Origin of the sequence: Arthrobacter sp. LjRoot78 (assembly GCF_964254335.1) — a bacterium.
Taxonomy (GTDB): Bacteria; Actinomycetota; Actinomycetes; order Actinomycetales; family Micrococcaceae; genus Arthrobacter.
In genome coordinates this window covers 4271947-4291726 of sequence record NZ_CAXUTG020000001.1, presented here as the reverse complement: position 1 = coordinate 4291726, position 19780 = coordinate 4271947, and the positions used below count along the sequence as shown (strand labels likewise).

19 protein-coding genes and 1 riboswitch are annotated in these 19780 nt (G+C 66.7%); of the genes, 7 read left to right on the top strand and 12 right to left on the bottom strand.

Annotated elements, in window-relative coordinates; translation table 11 throughout:
* Positions 1 to 2: 2 nt before the first annotated feature.
* A riboswitch (SAM riboswitch) is annotated at positions 3 to 117 on the bottom strand.
* A gap of 232 nt (positions 118 to 349) precedes the next feature.
* From ACSQ1X_RS19965 to ACSQ1X_RS19945, 5 genes are all read left to right on the top strand, one after another.
* Positions 350 to 1645: an NtaA/DmoA family FMN-dependent monooxygenase gene (locus tag ACSQ1X_RS19965; protein WP_436059008.1), complete on the top strand. Its 1296-nt coding sequence runs from the start codon at positions 350 to 352 to the stop codon at positions 1643 to 1645.
* A 4-nt stretch (positions 1646 to 1649) separates the two neighbouring features.
* Entirely contained in the window at positions 1650 to 3245 is a 1596-nt protein-coding gene (locus ACSQ1X_RS19960) for an aromatic amino acid ammonia-lyase (RefSeq protein ID WP_436059007.1), read from the top strand.
* Positions 3242 to 4276, top strand: coding sequence for a PLP-dependent cysteine synthase family protein (locus ACSQ1X_RS19955; protein ID WP_436059006.1), 1035 nt, complete (start codon positions 3242 to 3244; stop codon positions 4274 to 4276). Before ACSQ1X_RS19960 ends, ACSQ1X_RS19955 begins: the two co-directional genes overlap by 4 nt.
* A gap of 253 nt (positions 4277 to 4529) precedes the next feature.
* A complete protein-coding gene (locus tag ACSQ1X_RS19950; RefSeq protein ID WP_235506128.1) occupies positions 4530 to 5570 on the top strand; it encodes an EAL domain-containing protein in 1041 nt (346 codons plus the stop codon).
* Between the two features lie 103 nt (positions 5571 to 5673).
* On the top strand, positions 5674 to 6288 hold the full coding sequence (locus ACSQ1X_RS19945) for a DinB family protein (protein WP_436059005.1): 615 nt from the start codon (positions 5674 to 5676) through the stop codon (positions 6286 to 6288).
* 24 nt (positions 6289 to 6312) lie between these two features.
* Here the strand turns inward: ACSQ1X_RS19945 and ACSQ1X_RS19940 are convergent, their stop codons facing one another.
* Complete coding sequence (locus tag ACSQ1X_RS19940) at positions 6313 to 7257, bottom strand: aminodeoxychorismate lyase (RefSeq protein WP_436059004.1); 945 nt, start codon at positions 7255 to 7257, stop codon at positions 6313 to 6315.
* A 103-nt stretch (positions 7258 to 7360) separates the two neighbouring features.
* Between ACSQ1X_RS19940 and cls the strand changes: the two genes are divergently transcribed.
* Positions 7361 to 8836, top strand: coding sequence for a cardiolipin synthase (gene cls, locus ACSQ1X_RS19935; RefSeq protein WP_436059003.1), 1476 nt, complete (start codon positions 7361 to 7363; stop codon positions 8834 to 8836).
* Between the two features lie 15 nt (positions 8837 to 8851).
* Here cls and ACSQ1X_RS19930 read toward each other — a convergent pair whose 3' ends face one another.
* Both ACSQ1X_RS19930 and ACSQ1X_RS19925 read right to left on the bottom strand, forming a co-directional pair.
* Positions 8852 to 10942, bottom strand: coding sequence for a chorismate-binding protein (locus tag ACSQ1X_RS19930; RefSeq protein WP_436059002.1), 2091 nt, complete (start codon positions 10940 to 10942; stop codon positions 8852 to 8854).
* A complete protein-coding gene (locus ACSQ1X_RS19925; protein ID WP_436059001.1) occupies positions 10939 to 11487 on the bottom strand; it encodes a low molecular weight protein-tyrosine-phosphatase in 549 nt (182 codons plus the stop codon). The genes ACSQ1X_RS19930 and ACSQ1X_RS19925 overlap by 4 nt, the downstream gene beginning before the upstream one ends.
* 160 nt (positions 11488 to 11647) lie before the next feature.
* Here ACSQ1X_RS19925 and ACSQ1X_RS19920 point away from each other — a divergent pair, with 160 nt between their 5' ends.
* Positions 11648 to 11998 (top strand): DUF3846 domain-containing protein, encoded by a 351-nt coding sequence (locus tag ACSQ1X_RS19920; RefSeq protein ID WP_436059000.1) that lies wholly within the window; start codon positions 11648 to 11650, stop codon positions 11996 to 11998.
* A gap of 13 nt (positions 11999 to 12011) precedes the next feature.
* Here ACSQ1X_RS19920 and ACSQ1X_RS19915 read toward each other — a convergent pair whose 3' ends face one another.
* The 9 genes from ACSQ1X_RS19915 to ACSQ1X_RS19875 form a co-directional block, all read right to left on the bottom strand.
* Positions 12012 to 12353 (bottom strand): hypothetical protein, encoded by a 342-nt coding sequence (locus ACSQ1X_RS19915; RefSeq protein ID WP_436058999.1) that lies wholly within the window; start codon positions 12351 to 12353, stop codon positions 12012 to 12014.
* A 2-nt stretch (positions 12354 to 12355) separates the two neighbouring features.
* Positions 12356 to 13969, bottom strand: a complete 1614-nt coding sequence (locus tag ACSQ1X_RS19910) for a radical SAM protein (protein ID WP_436058998.1) — start codon at positions 13967 to 13969, stop codon at positions 12356 to 12358.
* Position 13970: 1 nt separating this feature from the next.
* Positions 13971 to 14327, bottom strand: coding sequence for a hypothetical protein (locus ACSQ1X_RS19905; protein ID WP_436058997.1), 357 nt, complete (start codon positions 14325 to 14327; stop codon positions 13971 to 13973).
* Positions 14324 to 15082 carry a prolipoprotein diacylglyceryl transferase gene (locus ACSQ1X_RS19900; protein ID WP_436058996.1) on the bottom strand — a complete coding sequence of 253 codons (759 nt, stop codon included), beginning with the start codon at positions 15080 to 15082 and terminating at the stop codon, positions 14324 to 14326. The genes ACSQ1X_RS19905 and ACSQ1X_RS19900 overlap by 4 nt, the downstream gene beginning before the upstream one ends.
* Before the next feature lie 23 nt (positions 15083 to 15105).
* On the bottom strand, positions 15106 to 16422 hold the full coding sequence (locus ACSQ1X_RS19895) for a Y-family DNA polymerase (RefSeq protein ID WP_436058995.1): 1317 nt from the start codon (positions 16420 to 16422) through the stop codon (positions 15106 to 15108).
* Positions 16415 to 16846 carry a LexA family protein gene (locus ACSQ1X_RS19890; RefSeq protein ID WP_436058994.1) on the bottom strand — a complete coding sequence of 144 codons (432 nt, stop codon included), beginning with the start codon at positions 16844 to 16846 and terminating at the stop codon, positions 16415 to 16417. Before ACSQ1X_RS19890 ends, ACSQ1X_RS19895 begins: the two co-directional genes overlap by 8 nt.
* A gap of 91 nt (positions 16847 to 16937) precedes the next feature.
* Positions 16938 to 17456: a GNAT family N-acetyltransferase gene (locus tag ACSQ1X_RS19885; protein WP_436058993.1), complete on the bottom strand. Its 519-nt coding sequence runs from the start codon at positions 17454 to 17456 to the stop codon at positions 16938 to 16940.
* 68 nt (positions 17457 to 17524) lie between these two features.
* A complete protein-coding gene (locus ACSQ1X_RS19880) occupies positions 17525 to 18121 on the bottom strand; it encodes a dihydrofolate reductase family protein (protein ID WP_436058992.1) in 597 nt (198 codons plus the stop codon).
* Between the two features lie 113 nt (positions 18122 to 18234).
* Positions 18235 to 19644 (bottom strand): rhodanese-like domain-containing protein, encoded by a 1410-nt coding sequence (locus ACSQ1X_RS19875; protein WP_436058991.1) that lies wholly within the window; start codon positions 19642 to 19644, stop codon positions 18235 to 18237.
* Positions 19645 to 19780: the final 136 nt, after the last annotated feature.

Below are 19780 nucleotides of genomic sequence, written 5' to 3'. Positions count from 1 at the left end.
TTCTCTCACGCTTGCAGCTCGAATGGGTCGATATGCCGAGTATTCACCTGAGGCACCCCGCCGTGGAAGGAGGGTTGCCGACCGGCCAGTCAGGGCTTGGCACCGGTTCTCATTACTCCCCAAAAACGTAACACTTACGACGGCGGCCTGCACCGCCGTCGTCGTCATCTTCCGTAACGGGAGAGGGCTGAAAGCGGTGCTGGCCCCGTGTTTCCAGTGACCCGTGCGTGACCCCGTACTGCGGTTACAAAAGACCCTGCCGGGAGGATAATGACGGGAGATGAACCGCTGTAACGCCGGATGAAATCAGGCAGCCGTGAATGGATCGAACGGGAATACAGTCAGTCCCATGCTGCACTTCGGTTGGTTTGTGGGTCACGGCTTCGGCGTCCAGGGCTGGGGCACGCCAGGCTACGGCATCGGCTACGACTGGAAAAAGCCCGCCCTGTACCAGCATGCCGTGCGCGAATTCGAGCGGGCCGGGCTGGACCTGTTCATCATCGAAGACTCCCTCACGGTGCCGGACACCTACGGCGGCAGCGCCGAGGTGTCGCTGGCGCAGGCGTCGTTCGCGCCCAAGCACGATCCGCTGGCACTGGTGCCGTACCTGCTCTCCGCCACGGAACACCTGGGCATTGTTCCCACAGTCAGCGCCTCCTTCTACCCGCCGTTCACCGCGGCCCGGCTGCTGGCCACGCTGCAGCATTTCTCCAACGGCCAGGTGGGCTGGAACGTGGTGACCTCCGGCAGTGACCTGGCCGCGCAGAACTACGGCCTGGACCAGCAGATCGAGCACGACCTCCGCTACGAGAAAGCAGAGGAATTTGTGGACGTGGTGCGCAAGCTCTGGCGCAGCTGGGAGCCGGACGCCATTGTGGAGGACGCGGACGCCGGCGTCTTCGCGGACCACACGAAGGTCCACCCCATCAACCACGACGGCGAGTTCTTCAAGGTCCGCGGACCGCTGAACACCGCGCCGCTACCCGAGGAACCGGTGCTGGTGCAGGCCGGGGCATCCCCGCGCGGCAAAGCGTTCGCGGGTGCCAACACGGACGTCGCCATCGCCCTGGCCAGGGGTGCGGACGGCATGAAGGCCTACCGGGACTCGATCCGGGCCGAGGCGGCAGCGGCAGGGAGGAACCCCGACGACGTCAAGGTGCTGTTCGTCCTCAAACCCACCGTGGTTGGGTCCCGGGCAGAAGCGGACGAACTCCGGGAGCAGCGGCGCCGGCTCACGCAGCGCGACATCGACAGCCAGCTGAACTCCATCTCGTATCTCTCCGTCATCGACTTCAAACAGTTCGACCTCGACGCCCCGCTCCCCGAACTCACCACGAACAGCAACCAGGGCACCCTGGATCACTTCACCAAAGCCGGTCCGCCCGGCTCCACGCTGCGCCAGCTCCTGCAGGCGCGCAGCGGCGGCGCCGGGGACAGCATCATCGGCACCGCCGAGGACATTGCGGACTACCTCGAGGAGACAGGGGCCACGGTGGGCGGAGACGGGTTCCTGTTCTCCGGCTTCGTGGACCCGGCCACCGTTCACGGGGTGCTGGACCGCCTGGCGCCCGTGCTGCGGCGCCGCGGGCTGCTCCGGACAAGCTACGGCGACGGCGGCTTCCGCCGGAACCTGCTGGACTTCTAGTCCGATGGGCAACGGCAGCGGCAACTTCCTGATCGGTACGGCGCACCTGCGTGCCAGGGACATCGCCGAGGCCGCGGCTGACCCGGCCGTGAAGTTCGTCCTCAGCACGGACGCCCTGGAAATGATCGGGCGCTCGCGCGAGGTGGTGGAGCAGGCCATCGACTCCGGCCACCGCGTCTACGGACTCAATACGCTGCTGGGCTCCGGGCGGGACACCGCTGTGGAAGAGAAGTCGATCCTTGCCTACCAGGTTCAGGTGGTGCGGTACCACAACAGCGGCGTGGGGGACCTGCTGGGCGCCGACGAGGTCAGGGCCGTGATCCTGGCGCGGCTGGTGGGCTTCAGCCGCGGCGGCTCCGGAGTCCGGCCGGAAACAGCCCGCTTCTACGCTGACATGCTTAACCGGGGTGTGGTCCCCGCCGTCCCCCGCGAAGGATCCGTTGGTTCCGCCGACCTCACCCACCTGGCCGCAGTGGCCGCCGTCGCCATCGGGGAGGGCCAGGCTGTCAGCGCGGACGGGCAGCTGGTGCCCGGCGGGCAGGCGCTGGCCGACGCCGGGCTGGCTCCGCTGGAACTGGCGCCCGGCGAGGCCCTGGCCCTGGTCAGCTCCAACTCCTATTCCATCGGTGTCGGCGCGCTGGTGCTGCACCGCATACTGCGGCTCGCCGATCTTGCCGACACGGCGCTCGCGCTGTCGCTTGAGGCGACGGCAAGGCATGACGGCGGGGGCAACCTCAGCCCGTTTTCGCCAGCGGTGCAGGCTGCCAAAGCCGTGCACGGTCAGGCGGTCACGGCGGCCCACGTGCTGGGGCTCCTGGAGGGAGGCTGGCTGGAGGACCACACCCGGAAGGTTTCCGTGCAGGACGCGCTGTCCTTCCGGGCGGCGCCCCAGACCCACGGTGCTGTCCGGTGGCAGGTCACTTCTCTGGAAGACGCCCTGGAGGTGGAGCTCAACGGCCGGGGCGACAACCCGCTCACCGACGTCGGCTCCGGGCGGATGGTGTCCGGCGGGAACTTCCAGCCCATGCAGCTGGCCCTGGCATTCGAGGCGCTGCGCCTGGGACTGGCCCATCTGGGGATCAGCAGCGAACGCCGGATTGCCAAGCTTTACCCGCCGCAGCGCCTGATCCGCCAGCGGCACCTCGAGGCTGCCAGGAACGGAGCCACGCTGGAGCCCGAAGAACTGCCCGGGCTGCTCTGGTATTCGGCGGCCGGCCTGCTGTCCGAGCTCAAGGTCCTCGCGGCGCCGGCCACGCTGGGGGCGCCCACGCTCTCCGCGGACATCGAAGACCACTCCACCCTGGCGCCGCTGGCCCTCCAGTTGCTGGAGCGTTCCGTGGACGCCGCCGGGAAGTTGCTCGCGATCGAGGCTCTGACCGCCGCGTACCTGCTGGGCGGGGCGGAAGCCCGTGCGGTGCGGCCGCTCGGAAAGGGGACTGCCGCCGTCGTCGCCCGTCTGTCCGGCCTCCTGGCCCGGCATCTGCCGGCGGCAGCGCTCGTAGAACAGGCTTCCGTAGAACTGGACGGCTTCCTAGGCGCCGGCTTCCTGGGCGCCGCATTCGACGACGGCCCCGCCGGCAGCACGGAAAGGCAACGATGAGCATCATGACAGGCAGGCACGCGGTTCAGGCCGCTGATGTTGCGGCGGACGCCGCAGCTGTCCTGGCGCAGGTGGGAAACACGCCGCTGGTGCCGCTGGATGTCCTCTCCAAAGGCCTCGGCAGCACTGTGTACGTCAAGCTCGAATCGGATAACCCGGGCGGCTCCATCAAGGACCGGACGGCCCTGAGCATGGTCCGCGCGGCTGAGCGGAGCGGTGAGCTCCGGCCGGGGGCAACCATTGTGGAGAGCACCTCGGGGAACACCGGGATCGGGCTGGCGCTCATCGGCGCGCTGACGGGGCATCCTGTGGTGGTGGTCACCGGGGACACCATCTCATCCGAGAAACTCGCCGCGCTGCACCGTTACGGCGCCAGGGTGGTGGTGACGGACTGGACGGCGCCGTCGGAGTCGCCGGAGAACGCACGGGCCGTTGCGGCGCGGATCACGGCCGAGAACCCGGGCGCCTGGCGGCCTCAGCAGTTCGACAACCCGGCAAACCCGCGGGCCCACTACGAAGGGACCGCGCCGGAGATCTGGCAGCAGACGGCCGGGAAAGTGACCCATTTCGTGGCCGGAATCGGCACGGGCGGAACCATCAGCGGCAACGGCCGGTACCTGAAGGAAAAGACCGGCGGCCACGTCGAGGTGATCGCCGCGGATCCCGTTGGTTCGGTGTACAGCGGGGGCCATCCCGGGGAGATCCTGGTGGACGGCGTGGGGAACTCCTGGCCGGAAGCCGAATGGCCCAAAATTTTCGACCGCAGCGTCGTGGACCGCTTCCTCCGCGTTCCGAACAACGAGGTGTACACCACGGAGCACCGGCTGCTGAACGAAGAGGGCCTGTCCCTCGGGCCCTCTTCCGGGCTTGCCGTGGCCGCCGCCCTGAGGGTGGCGCGCGCCGCGCCGCATGGCTCGGTGGTGGTGGCAATAGCGCCCGACGCCGGCAGCAACTATTTGAGCAAGGCTTTCAACCCGGTGTGGCTGGCAGATAACCACATCCATCTGGCAGCGGAATTCGTGGAGGAATAGGCCGCGTGCTTAGCATTACGACTCGGATACAGCTACAGACAGACAGACCGGTCTCGTTGTACGCTTTTGAAACGTTCGTGGTTCCCGCATCCGCGAATCGGCATGCGGTGTTTTCAAGGACGGGTCCCGGGCTCAGCCGGGACCAGCACTTATAAAGGAATAAACCATGTCAATGGATGAGACTTCTTTTCCAGCATTGACCGATGGGGAAACGACTGCGTACCGGGGACCCCAGTCGATCCCGCCTTCGGACGTGAGTGACCCGACGATCCGTGGCCAGGCGTGGAACATCATCGAGTCTGTACTGGATGACGCCACTCCGCAGAGCGAGTGGGCGCGCGAACAGTTGCGCAGCCGGATGGAATCGAACCCGGGGAATCCCGAACGCGCCCTCCTGGAACATTTGATGGCCACGCGGAGCATCACGGGCCAGGAGTCGGACGACTCTGAGGCCAACCTGCCCAGCCCTGACCTGCCCGTGCCCGATGAGGACTACGGCGCTACAGTGCTGTTCACCCGCCGGAGCAGGCGCCGCATAGAGGCCATTCTCGGTGACAGGATGCTCCTCACCGCATTCCAGCCCATCCACGAGCTTTCCACCCGTGACGTCATCGGTGTTGAGGCACTGACACGGTTTGTCAGCGACGACGGCGCCAGCGCGGATCACTGGTTCAACGAGGCAGCGGCCGTGGGCCTCGGGCCCGACCTTGAATTTGCTGCGCTGCAGGCAGCCCTGGTGGCCGCAGAGCAGTTGCCGGAGAACGTCTACGTGGCGCTCAACCTCTCACCGGCCACCTGCCTTGACCCGCGGCTCCGGGCGTTCGTGGAGCACTCCAGGCTGGCAATGGACCGGCTCGTCATTGAGCTGACAGAGCGGCTTGCCGAGGACGAATACGATCCTGTCGTTACGGCACTTGCACCGCTCCGGCTGCGCGGACTCCGGGTGGCTGTTGACGGCGCCGGCGCGGGTTTCGGCTCGATGAGCCAGGTCAAGCACCTCAGCCCGGACATCATCAAGCTCGACCGCAACCTCATTGCGGGAATCGACCATGCGGCGGGCCAGAAAACCCTGGGCGCTGCCATGGTGGAGTTTGCCCGGCAGATCGGCGCGGACCTGGTTGCGGAAGGGATCGAAACCCAGGCCGAGCTGACCGCGGTCATGGACCTGGGGATGGCCTTCGGGCAGGGGTACCTCCTGGGCCGCCCATCGGTGCAGCCGCTGGACTGGGCAGCCTGGCGGACCGCCGCCGACGAGGAAGCCTTCACCTCGGGGTCCGGCGGCCCGGCCAACTAGACGCTCTCGCAGTTCCTGCTGTTCATAACGGGACGCCCTGTCGCTTCCTGCTGCCTGGGCCGGGGCGCTCAGGACATGAGAGAGCGTCGGTATAGTGCCCGCTATGGATGACAAAGCAACTCTGCACAGCTACCTGCGCACCCGGCGTGCGAACCTGCTCGCCAAACTCGACGGGCTGGACGAGTACGACGCGCGGAGGCCACTGACGCCCACAGGTACCAACCTGCTCGGCCTGGTCAAGCACGTGGCCAGCGTGGAACTCGGTTATCTCGGCGAGGTCTTCGGGCGGCCGGCACCGATGGACCTCCCGTGGCTTGACGACGATGCCGAGCCTGACGCCGACCTGTGGGCGCCCGCGGACCAGACCCGGGAGCAGATCATCGAGCTCCACCATTTTTCTGCCGCGCACAGTGACGCCACCATTGACGCGCTGCCGCTGGACGCGCCAGGGGTGGTTCCGTGGTGGCCGGAGGAGCGGAGGCACGTTTCCCTCCACCAGATCCTGGTGCACATGTGCGTGGAAACGGCGCACCACCTGGGCCACGCGGACATCCTCCGTGAGCTCATCGACGGTTCAGCAGGCCAGCGGCCCGGCGACCCCAACCTGACGTCGCGCACTTCGGAGGAATGGGCAGCGCACTGCGCCCGCATCGACGCGGCAGCCCGCGCGGCCGCAGACCAGGTGAGAGAGCGTCCGGGGGAAGGCGACGAAAAGTGAGAGAGCGTCCCGGGGGTGGGAGCTCTACTCGATCGTGGCGAACAGCTCGTTGAGTTCGTCGGTCAGCTGCTTCCGCAGGGCGGGTGTGCCGATTTCCTTGCCGTCGATGTGGTTCACGGGGGCCAGCAGCCGGATGCTGGAAATCAGCCACACTGCGTCGGCGTCGAAGAGGTCCCGCGGTTCCAGCGGACCGTAGCCGAGCTCCCAGCCCGCGGCCTTGGCGGCGGCAAAAAGCGCACCTTGTGAGGTGCCCGGCAGGATGCCGCTGTCCAGTTGCGGTGTGATGAGGCGGCGTACTGTTCGGGTGCCGCCGGCGCCGTCGTCGGACGTGTCAAGGTGCGCGAGCAGGACCGTGGACGTGGGGCCTTCAAGGACGCGGCCGTCGGACGACGTGAAGATGACGTCGTCTGCTCCCTGGTTGTGGGCGTGGCGTAGGGCCGCCATGTTCACCGCATAGGAGAGCGTCTTGGCGCCGAGCAGCAGCCATGGTGCCCGTTCGCCCACTTCGCTGTCGTAGCCGCGGTCCAGGAGGATGACGTCGATCCCGGTTTCGCGCTGCCTCCGGCCTGCCGCCGGGACTGCCGAAGCCTGGACCCAGCACGTGGGGGCTGCTCCGCCCTCGGCGCCGCGGGTGCAGATCAGCTTTACCACCGTCTCGTCCTCCTCCGGTGTGCCAGCGGGATGCTGGGAGCGGTATTCGCCGACCGCCGTCGCAATGGCCCGGCGCCAGGCATCCTCAGCCGGGATTTCAAGCTCGAGTGCGGTGGCCGAACCCTGCAGCCGCCGCAGGTGGGCGTCGAGCTTCCGCGGGTTTCCGCCCACGGCCAGCATGGACTCAAACACGCCGTCGCCCCGGGTGGCACCCTGGTCCGTGGCCATCAGCTGCGGCTGCGAAGCATCGGCAATCCGGCCGTCGTCGAAGCGGGGATCAAGGAATACGAGAACGGTGGCCGGGGCAGCAGGAGTCATGCCTCAAGCTTATCCTCGGCCCTGGATGCCGGCCGCGGGATAGGCTGTGCTGGATGCCTTTCCGGAACCGGTCCGGCGGGGGAATAACCGTGGGAGTCTGTCTGTGTTGTGGCCGTTTCCGCTGGTGGGCACCGCGCCTTACTGGCTCGTGCTGGCGTTGAGCATTGTTGACCTGATAATCCGGGTGCTGGCGCTGGGCATCATTCCTGGCAACCGCCGCCCTACCACGGCCATGGCCTGGCTGCTGGGGATCTTCTTCGTGCCCGCTCTCGGCCTGATCCTGTTCCTGCTGTTCGGAAACTTCAAGCTCTCCCGCAAGCGCCGGGCCCAGCAGGATGCCGTGAATAAGCGGGTCCGCGCCGGGACGTCCCAGCTGGCCGCCGTCGAAAGCGAGTACGACGGCCCGGAATGGGTGGCCTCGGCGGCCGAACTGAACAAGACCCTCGGTTCACTGCCCATGGTGGACGGCAACAGCGTGGAGCTGCTGCCCGGGTACCCCGACTCCATCAAGGCCATGGCCGCCGCCGTCCGTGAGGCCAAAGAGTTCGTCAACGCCGAGTTCTACATCATGAGCACGGACCACATCACTGACGACCTTTTCACGGCCCTGGAAGAGGCGGCGGAGCGTGGGGTCCAGGTCCGTGTGCTGTTCGACCACCTCGGCACCCTGCGGATCAAGGGCTATCGGAAGCTCATCCGACGCCTCAAGGCAAGCAAGATCCAGTGGCGGCCCATGCTCCCGCTGAATCCCGTCCACGGCCAGTGGCGCCGTCCCGACCTGCGCAACCACCGCAAGATCATGGTGATCGACGGCGAAATCGCCTTCACGGGCTCGCAGAACCTGATCGAGCCCTCCTACAACAACCCCCGGCACCGCAAAGTGGGACGCGAATGGGTAGAGCTCATGGCCTGCCTGCGCGGACCGATTGTCACCACACTCAACGTGGTCTTCGCCACCGACTGGCTCAGCGAGACGGACGAGTCCCTGGAGGACCAGCTGGCCCACCGGCCGGAGTCGGCCGCGGGCGCCGTGACCGCCCAGGCCGTGCCCAGCGGCCCCGGCTTCATCACCGAGAACAACCTGCGACTCTTCAACACCCTCATCTACTCCGCCCAGCACAAGATCTCCATCTGCAGTCCGTACTTCGTCCCGGATGATTCGCTGCTTTATGCGGTGACGACGGCGGCGCAGCGGGGCGTCGACGTCGAACTTTTCGTCTCGGAAAAGGGGGACCAGTTCCTGGTCCACCATGCGCAGCAGTCGTACTACGAGGCGCTGCTGGAAGCGGGCGTCCGGATCTACCTGTACAAGGCACCGTTTGTGCTGCACGCCAAGCACTTCACCATTGACGACGAAGTGGCCGTCCTGGGGTCCAGCAACATGGACATGAGGTCCTTTTCGCTGAACCTGGAGGTGTCGGTAATGCTCCTGGGCGCCGACATCGTGGCCAAGATGCGCGCCGTGGAAGACACCTACCGGGGCATTTCCCGTGAGCTGACGCTCGAGGACTGGATGGAGCGCCCCATGGCCGTCAAGTACGTGGACAACGTCGCCCGGCTGACGGCCACGCTGCAGTAGCTCAGCCTGCCGGAGTCAGCCTTCCGGAAACTCCGCGCCAAGCGCAGAGAGGACCCCGTACGCCTTGGTGCGGATTTCGTCGTACTCCTCCTGCGGGGAGGAATCCGCGGTGATGGCACCGCCGACGCCGAGGCTCAGTTCCGAGCCGCCTGCACCATCCGGGCGGATCACCAGGGTCCTGATGGCCACCGCCGTATCCATCGCGCCGCTCAGCGAAAAATAGCCGATGGCGCCCGAATAGACCCCGCGCGGCGCCTCTTCCAGACGGTCCAGGATGGCCATGGTGCTGATCTTCGGCGCCCCCGTCATGGACCCTGCGGGGAAGCATGCGGCCACCGCTTCGGCGCGCGGCAGCCCGGGTTTCAGTTTCGCATCGATGGTGCTGACCATCTGGTGGACCGTGGCATAGCTTTCGATGGCGCAGAGCCTGCTCACGGTGACTGATCCGGCTACGGCGAAGTGGCTCAGGTCGTTGCGGAGCAGGTCCACGATCATGATGTTCTCGGCCCGGTCCTTGGGCGAGGCCTCCAGCTGGCGCCGCAGCTCCTCGTCACGGGCGGGTTCCGCGGCCCTGGGGCGGGTTCCCTTGATCGGCTCGGCGCGCATGGCGCCGTCGGCCGCTATCCGCAGGAAACGCTCCGGTGATGTGCTGGCAACCGTCAGCTCGCCGAACCGCAGGTAGCTGGCGAACGGCGCCGGGTTCTTCCGGCGCAGGGCCAGGTACGTCGCCCAGGCGTCCAGCCCCGGTCCGGCGGGATCGGCCGGAACGTCGGCGCTGACGGCGGTGGTGAGGCAGACCTCGTAGGTGTTCCCCTCGGCAATTTCATGCTGCGCGTCGGCGATCTTGACCTTGTATGCGGTTTCGGTGTCGCGGCCCGTGAACACCGGAGCGGGCTTGGTTCCGGTGCGGACGACGGTGCCCATGGCGCCTCCGACGGCGCCGACCCCGACGGCGGTGCCTCCGAGAGGATCGGCAGTCGCTGCCGCCGTGACCGCCGAGCGGGCCAGTGCCAGCCACTCCGCGGTGTCGGGGGCCTCCAGTGCGAGGAGCCACACGCTGCCGTCGCGGTGGTCCAGGACCACGGCGCGGCCCGCGAAGATCATGGCGGCGTCGGGGGTTCCCGACGAAACGTCGCTGCCGCCGGTTTCGCGCTTGAGCTCGTAACCCAAATAGCCCAGCCAGCCGAGGGTGAATTCGCAGGCGTAGCCCTCCGGCGGGCGGAGCGCGCGGCGGCCCCAGACACCGTCGAGCCAGCGGAAGAACGGCCCGGCGGTGGCCACCGTGGCGGTGCCGATGGTCAGCCGGGTTACGCCGGAACGGTGCCGGACGTCCTGGCCGAACCTGCCGCCGTCGTCTGCCAGAATGCTGAAGCGGCTGCGTTCGGCGGGCGTCCCCTCCGTCCGAAGCGAGGAGTCCAGCCACACCGCGCGTGTCGAGCGGCCGTAGAGGGTGTGGAAGAGCCGGGCGGCATCAGGCACGCAGTCCAGCCGCTCGGCATGCAGCTGAAGGCCGAGGCGTGCCGAGAGCTCCGGCAGCAGCACTGCGGCGAGGGCCGGCAGGTGCAGGAGCGCCTGGAGGACGTCGTCCTGGGCGGTGCCGTCGGCCCGGTTGAGCACCCGGATCTCGGCAAGGTCCGGCACCGGATCCGATGCCAGCCACTCATCCTCCTGCGCGGCCCACTGGTCCCAGAAGGGTTCGTAGGTGCTGCCGTCGCGTGCCAGCGCCCGGGTGCGGCGGTCGTCGTCGGAAGACTCCGACCAGATCACGGCGTCCAGCATCGGGCGGGCGGATGCCGCGGCTGCACCCACGCCCTCCACGATCACGATCTCTGCCGGCAGCGTTGTGCGAGCCTGGCCGTCGTAGTGCTTCTCCCAGTCCCAGCTGACCCAGTCAGCAGCTTCGCCGCGGCTCAGCGGAGCCAGCACGGTGGTGGCATAGCGCTCGATGCCCGCCGCCAGCCCGTTCCAGCCGGGATAAACGTCCTCCAGATGGAACAGCGAGACCTTGTGGTGCTCCCGCAGCCGGGCGGCAAGCTCGATCGCGAGGGTGGTCTTACCTGCGCCGGACCGGCCATCGATGGCAATGATCACGGGTGCAGGGGTCATGAAATAGAGCGTACCTGCTGCCCGGACCAGTTCTGTTGCTGCAGTTCCTGCCGGGCATGGTGCACGATTCCGGGAACGGCAGCCTTGATGAGGTCCCAGGTGACGTCAAAGTCCGCATGGCCGCCGTACCAGGGGTCTTCGATGCCCTGGTCCAAGAGGTCACGGCCAGCCACTGCCGGATCAAAGCTGCGCAGCATCCGGATCCGGGCCAGCGCCTCGCCGTCAGGGGCCGTCGCCCGCAGCCAGCCGTAGTGGTCCACGTCCAGGGCGAGGATCAGCTGGCGGTCACGGAACCACTCGGGGCGCCACTCCCGCGCAATGTGCCGGTCCGAGGTGAGTTGATGGGCCGCCAGTTTGCGGGCGGCGCGGGGATCGATGGGGCGGCCGGACTCATAGGCTGTGGTTCCGGCTGAATCCACGACGACGGTGCCGGCGAGCCCCGCTGCTGCGAAGGCCTCGGCCAGCATCAGCTCGGCCATCGGGGACCTGCAGATGTTTCCGGTGCAGACCGCGATGATCCGGTATGGGCTCGACATTGAGGACATGGAGCAAGCATGGGGGATGGTGGCCCCTCTTGGCTAGTCACGGGCCGTCCGCATTACGGACGGGTCATTATTGTTTCGGTTTTTGTCACATCCGGCGGGATTCGGCCGCGTCCGGGAACAGATTGAGTGGCATCTCAGTTATCAGTATGAGGAAAGAAAAATGAGCACTACATGTACTGCACTGGTCATTCCGGTCCGGTTGGGCGATGCCCTGAGGACCGTGGCCATTGATGCGACTACTGACACCCTCCAGCAGCTGGTGGGGGGACACCTTGAATCCGTCAGCCGCGGGGACTGGCACGTCTACCTCAACGCCGAAGGCCACCTGATGAACTTGCCGCCGAACATCCGCGCTGCCCAACTTATCCGCGAGGCGGGGCTTGACCTGTCCGATGCCGCCCGTGGCACTGCTGTGTTCCTGGGCCGGACTGAACGCGGCGGCGAAGCTGATGTTCCGGAGCACTTGCTGCGGCGGGCCGCCGAAATGTTCGGATCCCCGCTGGCTGCCTGAGCCGGATGCCTGCTCAGAAGCCAATCAGGCGCGCGGCCAGCGCGTAGATCCCCCAGAGGCCGGCGGCCAGGAGAAGGCCGAGATAGCCGATGACAAGCCTGGTGTCGCGCAGGTAGCAGTTCGACTTCTTCAGGCCCCTCCGGCGTGCTTTCCAGTAGCCTGCGAACCCGATGGCCGCGAACACAGCCAGGGCCACAGGACCGGTCAGCCAGCCCAGCAACGCGATCGTGGCGAAGATGCAGAGGCGGAGCGGATCGAACGGCGCGGCGTCCTGCGGGATGCCGTCCCGGTGGGGCACCAGCTGCGAGGGCAACGGTCCTGCCGCGATGCGCCGGGCGTCCGAATCGGAACTCATCATCAGCCTCCCCGGAGCTGACGCACCGGGAGCAGCTGCTGACCCGTGGCAGTGCTCATCCGTTGCCTGGACAGGGCCGGCCACGCCTGCACTGCGCAGAACGGGGCGCACTGGTGATCGCCGGCGTCGCTCTTGGTTCCCACGTGGACGCAGCATTGCGTGAGCCGTTCTTCGATCATGGTGGAAATGTCCATGAACGGCTTCACCATGATGCGGGTGACGCGTTCGGCGAGGAGCCTGCGCAGTCGCTGCTGCTGGCCCGGGAGCTTGCCGGCTGCCAGGGTGGTGAGCGTCCCGATGCCGAGGTCGCACTGCGTGCAGATGTTCTTCCAGAGGTCGGCCGTGCGTGGGTGGGACAGCGATGACTGTTCGCTCAGCAGGTCGAGCAGCGATGACTTCATGAGGCTGCGCAGCTCGAGCGGGATCGCGCTGTCGGCGATGCGGTTGGCGATGCTGTCGGGGTTGAGCTCCAGCCAGGCCAGCAGCTGGTCGTGCCCGATGAGGGCGGTCAGCGACCGCCAGACCCCGGAATCGTCCTTCAGCATGTAGCCCACGGACGCGCAGTGCGGATGCGAGCACGGAAGGGCCGTCAGGTCATGCCACGAGACCACACCGTTGGTTTGCCCGGCCAGCCGTGCAAGGACACCCGTGTGGGTGAGCCGGTCCACGGGGTCGATGCCGTGGCCGCGGCCGGAACCGAACACGGGCTGCAGGGCGACACCACCCACGAACGGGGTCTCCAGCGCCCGCATGACGACGTCACCCACCTCGCCGTCGTTGACACCGAGGGTTGCCGTCATGGTCAGGGTCGTGAAGACGCCCGCCTCGGACAGGCGCGAGATTGCCGCATCCTTGTAGCGGGTCAGATCTCCCCCGCGGTGGTGGATCGACGCCTCCTTGGAGGGGCCGTCGTATTGGAGGTACACCTCCACCCGGTCGCGATGCTTCGTCAGCAAGGCGAGCAGGTCGTCGTCGGTCGCGATCAACATGCCGTTGCTGTTCACCATGATCCGGACGATCGGCCGTGCAACCAGCTCCTCGAGCAGTTCGGCAAGATGGGGATACAGCGTGGGCTCGCCGCCGGACAGCATCAACACATCAAGGCGCCCGTTCTCGCGGGCCAGCCGTGTATCCACATTCGCGAGCACCTCGGTGAGCGGCGCGACCCCCTGCAGCTGCGGGCCGGACGAGGTGAAGCAGGTGGGGCAGCGCAGATTGCAGTGCTCGATGATGTCCTGCAAAAGGATGCACGTGTGCTGGGTCTGCATGGCGGGAAGTCCATAGGCGTACGCCTCGGGCACGGGCCGGTAGTTGTCCGCCTGGTCGGGGACATGCTGTTTGGTGGGTGCCTGCCATTTCTCCAGGTACCGCAGGATTTCGGGGGATTCGTCGTACAGGGTGCGCACCAGGCCGTGGTCGGGGCAGCCGCGTTCGAGCCACACGCGGTCGTCACGGACAAGCAGCACCCCGGAAAGGCGCCGCACCTGGGCGAGCGGCGGGTTTGTCTCGTGGCAGCGGGGACAGAACGCCGTGACATACCGGTGAATGCGGTCACCGCGCAGCGGTTGGCCGGGGCCGGGCAGCGCCTGCCGGGAAGAGAACGAGGACGGATTCATCTCAGGCTCTCATCTGCGCGAGGAATCCGACGCAGATCCCACCGCCGAGCAGGGTGAAGACTCCCAGTCCGATAAGCAGCCCCGCACCCAGCCGGGACGTGCGTGGCCGCACCGCCAGCACAACGGCCACCGCCAGATACACGGCGATTGGTATGAACGCTGCAGGCCCAGCGAGGAAGGTCTTGTACCCTTCATCCGGAGCGATACCCAATGTTGTCCCGAAATAGAGGGCATACAGGGCGGGAACCCCCAACAGGATTCCGAGTCCCATGGAGCCGCGCTTTGGCTGTTGCGGCGGCCCGCCCTGGTATTCCGGCGGGGGTGGGTTCCGGGGAACGTCGGGGTTGTCCTCGCTCATGCCACTCTTCCCTTCAACTCAGGACGGACCGGTTTCCCGAACACCCGACGCATCCGCCAGGCCAACAGCGGGAGGACCGCCAGCAGGAACCACTGGGGGCGGCTCATTCCCAGCCAGAGCACCTCGTTGCCGCGGACAAACTCCACCCCGAACCTGAACAGCGCGTAGCAGGTCACGTAGCAGATGAAAAGGTCCCCGGGGTGCGCGAGGCGATCGCGAAAGCGCCACATGACGGCGAACGCAATGGCATGGAACACGATCTCGTACGCAAAGGATGGATGGAGCCCTGCTCCGGCGGGCCCGCCGATCAACGCAGCCTGCCCGGGCGTGAGTACGATTCCCCACGCCCCGCCGGTCGGAGTGCCGGGCAGTTCGGTGAGGAGGCACCCCCCGCGCCCGAGAACCAGCGCCAGTGCGACCGACGGTGCAAGCAGGTCACCGGTGGATTCCCGGTAGCCTGTCAGCCGTTTGCCCAGATGGACCCCAAACCATGCCCCGACCAGGCCGGCGAGGATGCTGCGGTCGCCGTTGCCCCACCAGTCGGCCAGGGAGATTTGTCGGGAAACATCCCACGTGAGCAGCCGGGAGCCGATTGCCCCGAAGGCCACAGCGAAACCGGCAATGGGCCAGAGGCGGGGATCAGTAAGGCCGCGGCGGCGCTTCTCATAGGCGTAAAACAACAGGGCCGCGAAGATTCCCAGCCCCGTCAGAACGCCGTGCACAAGCCCATCTCCCGCGAAGGGAAGCCCGATCATGAGCAGAGTGTAACAGCGGGGGCTCAGGCTGCTTTGACCACGGGTAGCTCATCCCAGTGAGTCGTGTATCTGGGCGAGAGCATGGTGCGCTGCATGGACCAGTCCGGGCCTCCCCGGATGCCTGCGTGTCCCAGCCCCACGGAACCCCTGCCGTACCGGCGGCTGATGTCTTCCAGCAGTGTTCCGATGCCGCGCTCCTCGTGCGGGTTCGCAAATGCAGGCAGCGGCGACTGCTGCCCCGTGGGCCTCAGGTCGGTGACCATGATGCCCGCACGGACGTACCTGGTGCCTTCCTGGATCCGGGGCAGCAGGGTGTGCGAGGCGCGGGTCAAAAGCACGGGATCCGCGGTGGGCATCGGCAGCGTCACGCAGACCGAGGGATAGGACGTGTCCTGGGGGTTGTAGTGCGAGGTACCGGCGAAAGCGGTGAGGACCTTGGCCTGCAGCCCGTGCTTGGCCAGGCGGGCGCTGGCCTGCTGGGCATAGACACTCATGACCTGCCGCAGGTCCCCCGCGGTGGTGATAGGCGTGGAAAATGACCGGCTGAAGATGAGCTGGTCACGTCCAATCCGCTCTTCTTCCAAGGGAATGCACGCAGTGCCCTGCAGTTCCAGGACAGTGCGCATCAGCACCACTGAGAAGCGGTCCCGGATCCGTACCGGATTGGCGCGGGCAAGGTCCAGGATGGAGTGGATGCCCATCCCGTTCAGGCGCTTGGTGAGCCGGGTGGCCACGCCCCAGAGCTCGATGACGGACAGCCGGGCCATCAGTGCTTCGCGGGCAGGTGCCGGCATGGAGTCCCAGTGGCACACGCCGTTGAGTCCCGGGTTGTTTTTCGCCCATTTGTTGGCCAGCTTCGCGAGCGTCTTGGTGCCGGCTATTCCCACGCAGACCGGGACTCCGACGTTGCGGCGGACAGCGGACTTGATGGTTTGTCCGAGCCGCAGCAGTTCGTCCGGAGTGCCTTTGACTCCCAGGAAAGCTTCGTCGATGCTGTAGACCTCCAGCCAGGCCGAGTAGCGGGACAGCAGCTCCATGACGCGGGCGCTGATATCCCCGTACAGCTCGTAGTTGCTGGATTTTGCCACCAGTCCCCATTCCTTGGCGCGGGGAGCGATCTTGAACCATGGTTCTCCGACGCTGATCCCAAGTGCCTTGGCTTCGGGGGACCGGGTGACGGCGCAGCCGTCGTTGTTGGACAGGACTACCAGGGGGCGGCCTTCGAGCGATGGGTCGAATGCCCGTTCCGCGGAGGCGTAGAAGCAGTTGACGTCCACCAGGGCGATCTGCCGGATGGTGCCCGTTGCCCGCGTCTCATACCTTTCCGGCGTCTCAGACATGGTGCAGGCAGCGGGTTGCCACGCCCCAGATGACCAGGTCAGACAACGCTGGAACCCGGAGGTCCGGATACCGGGGGTTGTCCGCCTGAAGCAGTACTCCGGATGCTGTGATCCTGAGCCGTTTGATGGTCAGCTCGCCGTCCAGGACAGCAATGACCACCGAACCGTCTGTGGGGCGGAGGGCGCGGTTGACGATCAGTTCGTCGCCGTCGCTGATCCCGGCTCCTTCCATCGAATCCCCGGACACCCGCACGATGTACGTGCTGGTGATGTCCTTGATGAGGTGTTCATTGAGGTCGATCCTGCCGTCAAAGTAGTCCTGCGCGGGCGAGGGATAGCCCGCTGCGACCGGCACCGGGGAGATCAGCACCGACAGCAGGGACGCGCCCGCCTCTATCACGCGGGGACCGATAACTATGCCCACAACACACCCTTATTCGAATATATGTTCGATAAGTTCAGTGTAGACCCTGGCCCGGACTCCTGCCCGTCCAGTTCATTCCGGGCGCGTCACGTTAGGCGATATCAATCCAGTAGCGGCGTTTGCCGTTGCGCGTGTCCTCGTAGACGCCGCCGTTCTTTTCGATGGTCGCCCGGGAGCCAGCGTTACTGACATCGCACGTGAGCAGGACCCGTGGGATTCCCAGTTCCCGGGCCATCGGTAGGGCGTGGGCCAGCGCACTGGCTGCGTGGCCGCGACGCCTTGCGGAAGGCCGTACGCTGTAGCCGATGTGCCCGCCCTCGTTGAGGAGGAAATCGTTCAGTTCGTGCCTGATGGCCAGCGAGCCAAGGAATGTGTCGCCCTCTACGATCCACAAGTACGTGCAGGGCACGTGCCCAGGCTTCCGCGGGCTCTCCGGCAAAGCATCCGCTACGAGCGCGTCGACAAAGCGGCGGAACGACCCGGCGTCCCTGAGTTCGTCCAGGGGCCAGTCCTCCGCGCCGCCGCCGTCCCGGCGGGCGCCGCCGAATTCTGCGGATCCCTCCAGCCAGGAGGATTGGTAGCTTACGTCCGGAGCGATAAGGAGAGGCATCACAAGATCGTATTCGACTGCCACCGCAACGTCCGCTAACTGACGTTCGGCGATTGAGCGTTAGCGCTTCAGCGGGTTACCCGATAGCGCACGTGGGTGACAAGGCTGGTCCCGCTCACTTCCGTCGGCTCAAGGTTGAGGTTCCCGACGCCGTCCAACAGCCGCTCGCCTGCTCCCAGGACTATGGGTGCGATGTGGAGGCGCAGCTCGTCGATCAGCCCCGCTGAAAGGTACTGGCGGGCGGTCTGTGCTCCGCCGGCAATGGCGATGTCCTTGCCGCCGGCGGCCTTCCGCGCCTGGTCCAGCGCCGATTCGATCCCGTCGGTCACGAAGTTGAACGTCGTCCCGCCCTGCATCTCCAGGGGCTCGCGTGGATGATGGGTGAGTACGAATACCGGTGCGTGGTAGGGCGGCTCCTCGCCCCACCATCCCCGCCAGTCCTCACCCCACGCCCCGGGCCCGGGCCCTGCGAACATGTTCCGTCCCATGATGAAGGCGCCTGCCGCGAGGATGCCTTCGCGCGCCGCTACGTTGGACTCGGCTTCTTCGAACTGCCACCTGTGCAGGAGCTCTCCGCCCTCGCCCAGCGGTTCCGCCAGGCTTTGGTTCGGTCCGGCGAGGAACCCGTCAAGGGAGATGGTCAGATCGCATGTGACTTGGCTCATTCGCCCATGCTACTGGCGCGTGCCAGTAGACGCGATGGTGCGCCCCCGCGCAAAGGCCCCCGTCCGGAAATATCCGGGCGGGGGCCTTTGCGGTTCAGGCCAGGCGGCCCGGGTTAGCGGGCCGAAGCCGACTGCAGCGACGCTTCCCGGGCGGCCCAGGCGGCGTAGCTGCCGTCGAGCTCCACGACGTCGTACCCGGCGTGGCGCAGCGTGCTGGCCGCTACGGAGCTGCGGACGCCGCTCTGGCAGTAGGTCACGATGGTGCCGCCCGTGGGGAGCTGGTCCAGGTTCCAGAGCACCCGGCCGCCGCTCAGCTGCTTGGAACCGGGGATGTGCCCGGCCGTGTGTTCGGTACGGTTGCGGACGTCGAGGACAACTGCGGCGTCGAAGCCGTCGAGTTCCTCGGGCTGGACCAGGCGCGGCGTCGCTGCGGGCAGCCCGTCGACGCTGGTCACGTAGCCGCCCACGTTGTCGATTCCGACGCGGACCAGGTGGTCCCACATCTCCTGGGCCTGCTCCTGTCCCGAAGCCAGCAGCACCAGAGGTCGGCTGTCCCGTTCCGGGTCAACGGCCCATGCGCCGAAGCTCGCAACGGACTTGCCGGCGGGGATGTTCAGGGCGCCTGCCACGGTGCCCTTGTGCACCTCGGTGTTGGGTCGGGTATCCACGAAGGTCAACTTGTTTGCCGCCAGGTCACGGGCGACGGCGGCAGTGTCCAGTTCCGCGAGCGGGGCGCGTTCGCCCATGACGGCCGGGCCCTGGCGGTTCTGGCGCTTCATGCGGCCGAAGTAGGCGTGCGCGTCCGGCTGTCCGTCGAGCAACTCGTCGATGAAGCCCTGCTCGTCGTTGGCGGCCAGGTAAGGACCCCACCACGCGTACAGCCGTTCGTAGCCGACCGTCGACGACGGGATGGCGCCGAGGGCCTTGCCGCAGGCGCTGCCGGCGCCGTGCCCCGGGTAGACCTGGACGAAGTCGGGCAGTGTAAGGAACTTGTCACGCAGGCTGGTAAACAGCTGCTTCGCGCCTTCGAAGCGCGTGTCCACGCCGCCTGCGGCCTCATCCAGGAGGTCGGGGCGCCCAAGGTCGCCGGAGAACACGAAGTCGCCGGAAAGCAGGTATCCGGGTTCGGAGCTGAACGCGCCGTCGGTGATCAGGAAGGACAGGTGTTCCGGCGTGTGTCCCGGGGTGTGGAGGGCCTGGACGGTGATGTTGCCGATGGTGATCTTGCTGCCGTCGAACAGGCGCTCGCCGTCGAATCCGTACTGCCAGTCCGGGCCGCCTTCGCCGGAGACGTAAATTTTGGCGCCCGTTGCGGCAGCCAGTTCGCGGGTGCCTGAGAGGTAGTCGGCGTGGATGTGGGTCTCCGTGACAGCCACAATCTTCATGCCGTTGGCTGCGGCGAGGGAGCGGTAGGTGTCGATGTCACGGCGGGCGTCGACAACAACTGCCTCACCCTTCCGCTGGCAACCGATGAGGTAGCTGGCCTGTGCGAGGTCTTCGTCGTAGATGCGCTCGAGAAGCATGGGGTTCTCCTTCGTGAAAGTTTGTGGGGTTCCTGGCTGGTCCCCCGTTGGTCTACTCAAAATCGTAATACCCCTGGGGGTATATTCAAAATGCTCTGCCGCCGTGGTTTCCCACCCCTCAGCGGGTGGCGCGGGT

What these genes read in the sequence shown, in the direction of transcription:
- ACSQ1X_RS19965 (WP_436059008.1), top strand. Translation starts at nt 350, where the DNA reads ATGCTGCACTTCGGTTGGTTTGTGGGTCACGGCTTCGGCGTCCAGGGC.
- ACSQ1X_RS19960 (WP_436059007.1), top strand. Translation starts at nt 1,650, where the DNA reads ATGGGCAACGGCAGCGGCAACTTCCTGATCGGTACGGCGCACCTGCGT.
- ACSQ1X_RS19955 (WP_436059006.1), top strand. Translation starts at nt 3,242, where the DNA reads ATGAGCATCATGACAGGCAGGCACGCGGTTCAGGCCGCTGATGTTGCG.
- ACSQ1X_RS19945 (WP_436059005.1), top strand. Translation starts at nt 5,674, where the DNA reads ATGGATGACAAAGCAACTCTGCACAGCTACCTGCGCACCCGGCGTGCG.
- ACSQ1X_RS19940 (WP_436059004.1), bottom strand. Translation starts at nt 7,257, where the DNA reads ATGACTCCTGCTGCCCCGGCCACCGTTCTCGTATTCCTTGATCCCCGC.
- ACSQ1X_RS19930 (WP_436059002.1), bottom strand. Translation starts at nt 10,942, where the DNA reads ATGACCCCTGCACCCGTGATCATTGCCATCGATGGCCGGTCCGGCGCA.
- ACSQ1X_RS19925 (WP_436059001.1), bottom strand. Translation starts at nt 11,487, where the DNA reads ATGTCCTCAATGTCGAGCCCATACCGGATCATCGCGGTCTGCACCGGA.
- ACSQ1X_RS19920 (WP_436059000.1), top strand. Translation starts at nt 11,648, where the DNA reads ATGAGCACTACATGTACTGCACTGGTCATTCCGGTCCGGTTGGGCGAT.
- ACSQ1X_RS19915 (WP_436058999.1), bottom strand. Translation starts at nt 12,353, where the DNA reads ATGAGTTCCGATTCGGACGCCCGGCGCATCGCGGCAGGACCGTTGCCC.
- ACSQ1X_RS19910 (WP_436058998.1), bottom strand. Translation starts at nt 13,969, where the DNA reads ATGAATCCGTCCTCGTTCTCTTCCCGGCAGGCGCTGCCCGGCCCCGGC.
- ACSQ1X_RS19905 (WP_436058997.1), bottom strand. Translation starts at nt 14,327, where the DNA reads ATGAGCGAGGACAACCCCGACGTTCCCCGGAACCCACCCCCGCCGGAA.
- ACSQ1X_RS19900 (WP_436058996.1), bottom strand. Translation starts at nt 15,082, where the DNA reads ATGATCGGGCTTCCCTTCGCGGGAGATGGGCTTGTGCACGGCGTTCTG.
- ACSQ1X_RS19895 (WP_436058995.1), bottom strand. Translation starts at nt 16,422, where the DNA reads ATGTCTGAGACGCCGGAAAGGTATGAGACGCGGGCAACGGGCACCATC.
- ACSQ1X_RS19885 (WP_436058993.1), bottom strand. Translation starts at nt 17,456, where the DNA reads ATGCCTCTCCTTATCGCTCCGGACGTAAGCTACCAATCCTCCTGGCTG.
- ACSQ1X_RS19880 (WP_436058992.1), bottom strand. Translation starts at nt 18,121, where the DNA reads ATGAGCCAAGTCACATGCGATCTGACCATCTCCCTTGACGGGTTCCTC.
- ACSQ1X_RS19875 (WP_436058991.1), bottom strand. Translation starts at nt 19,644, where the DNA reads ATGCTTCTCGAGCGCATCTACGACGAAGACCTCGCACAGGCCAGCTAC.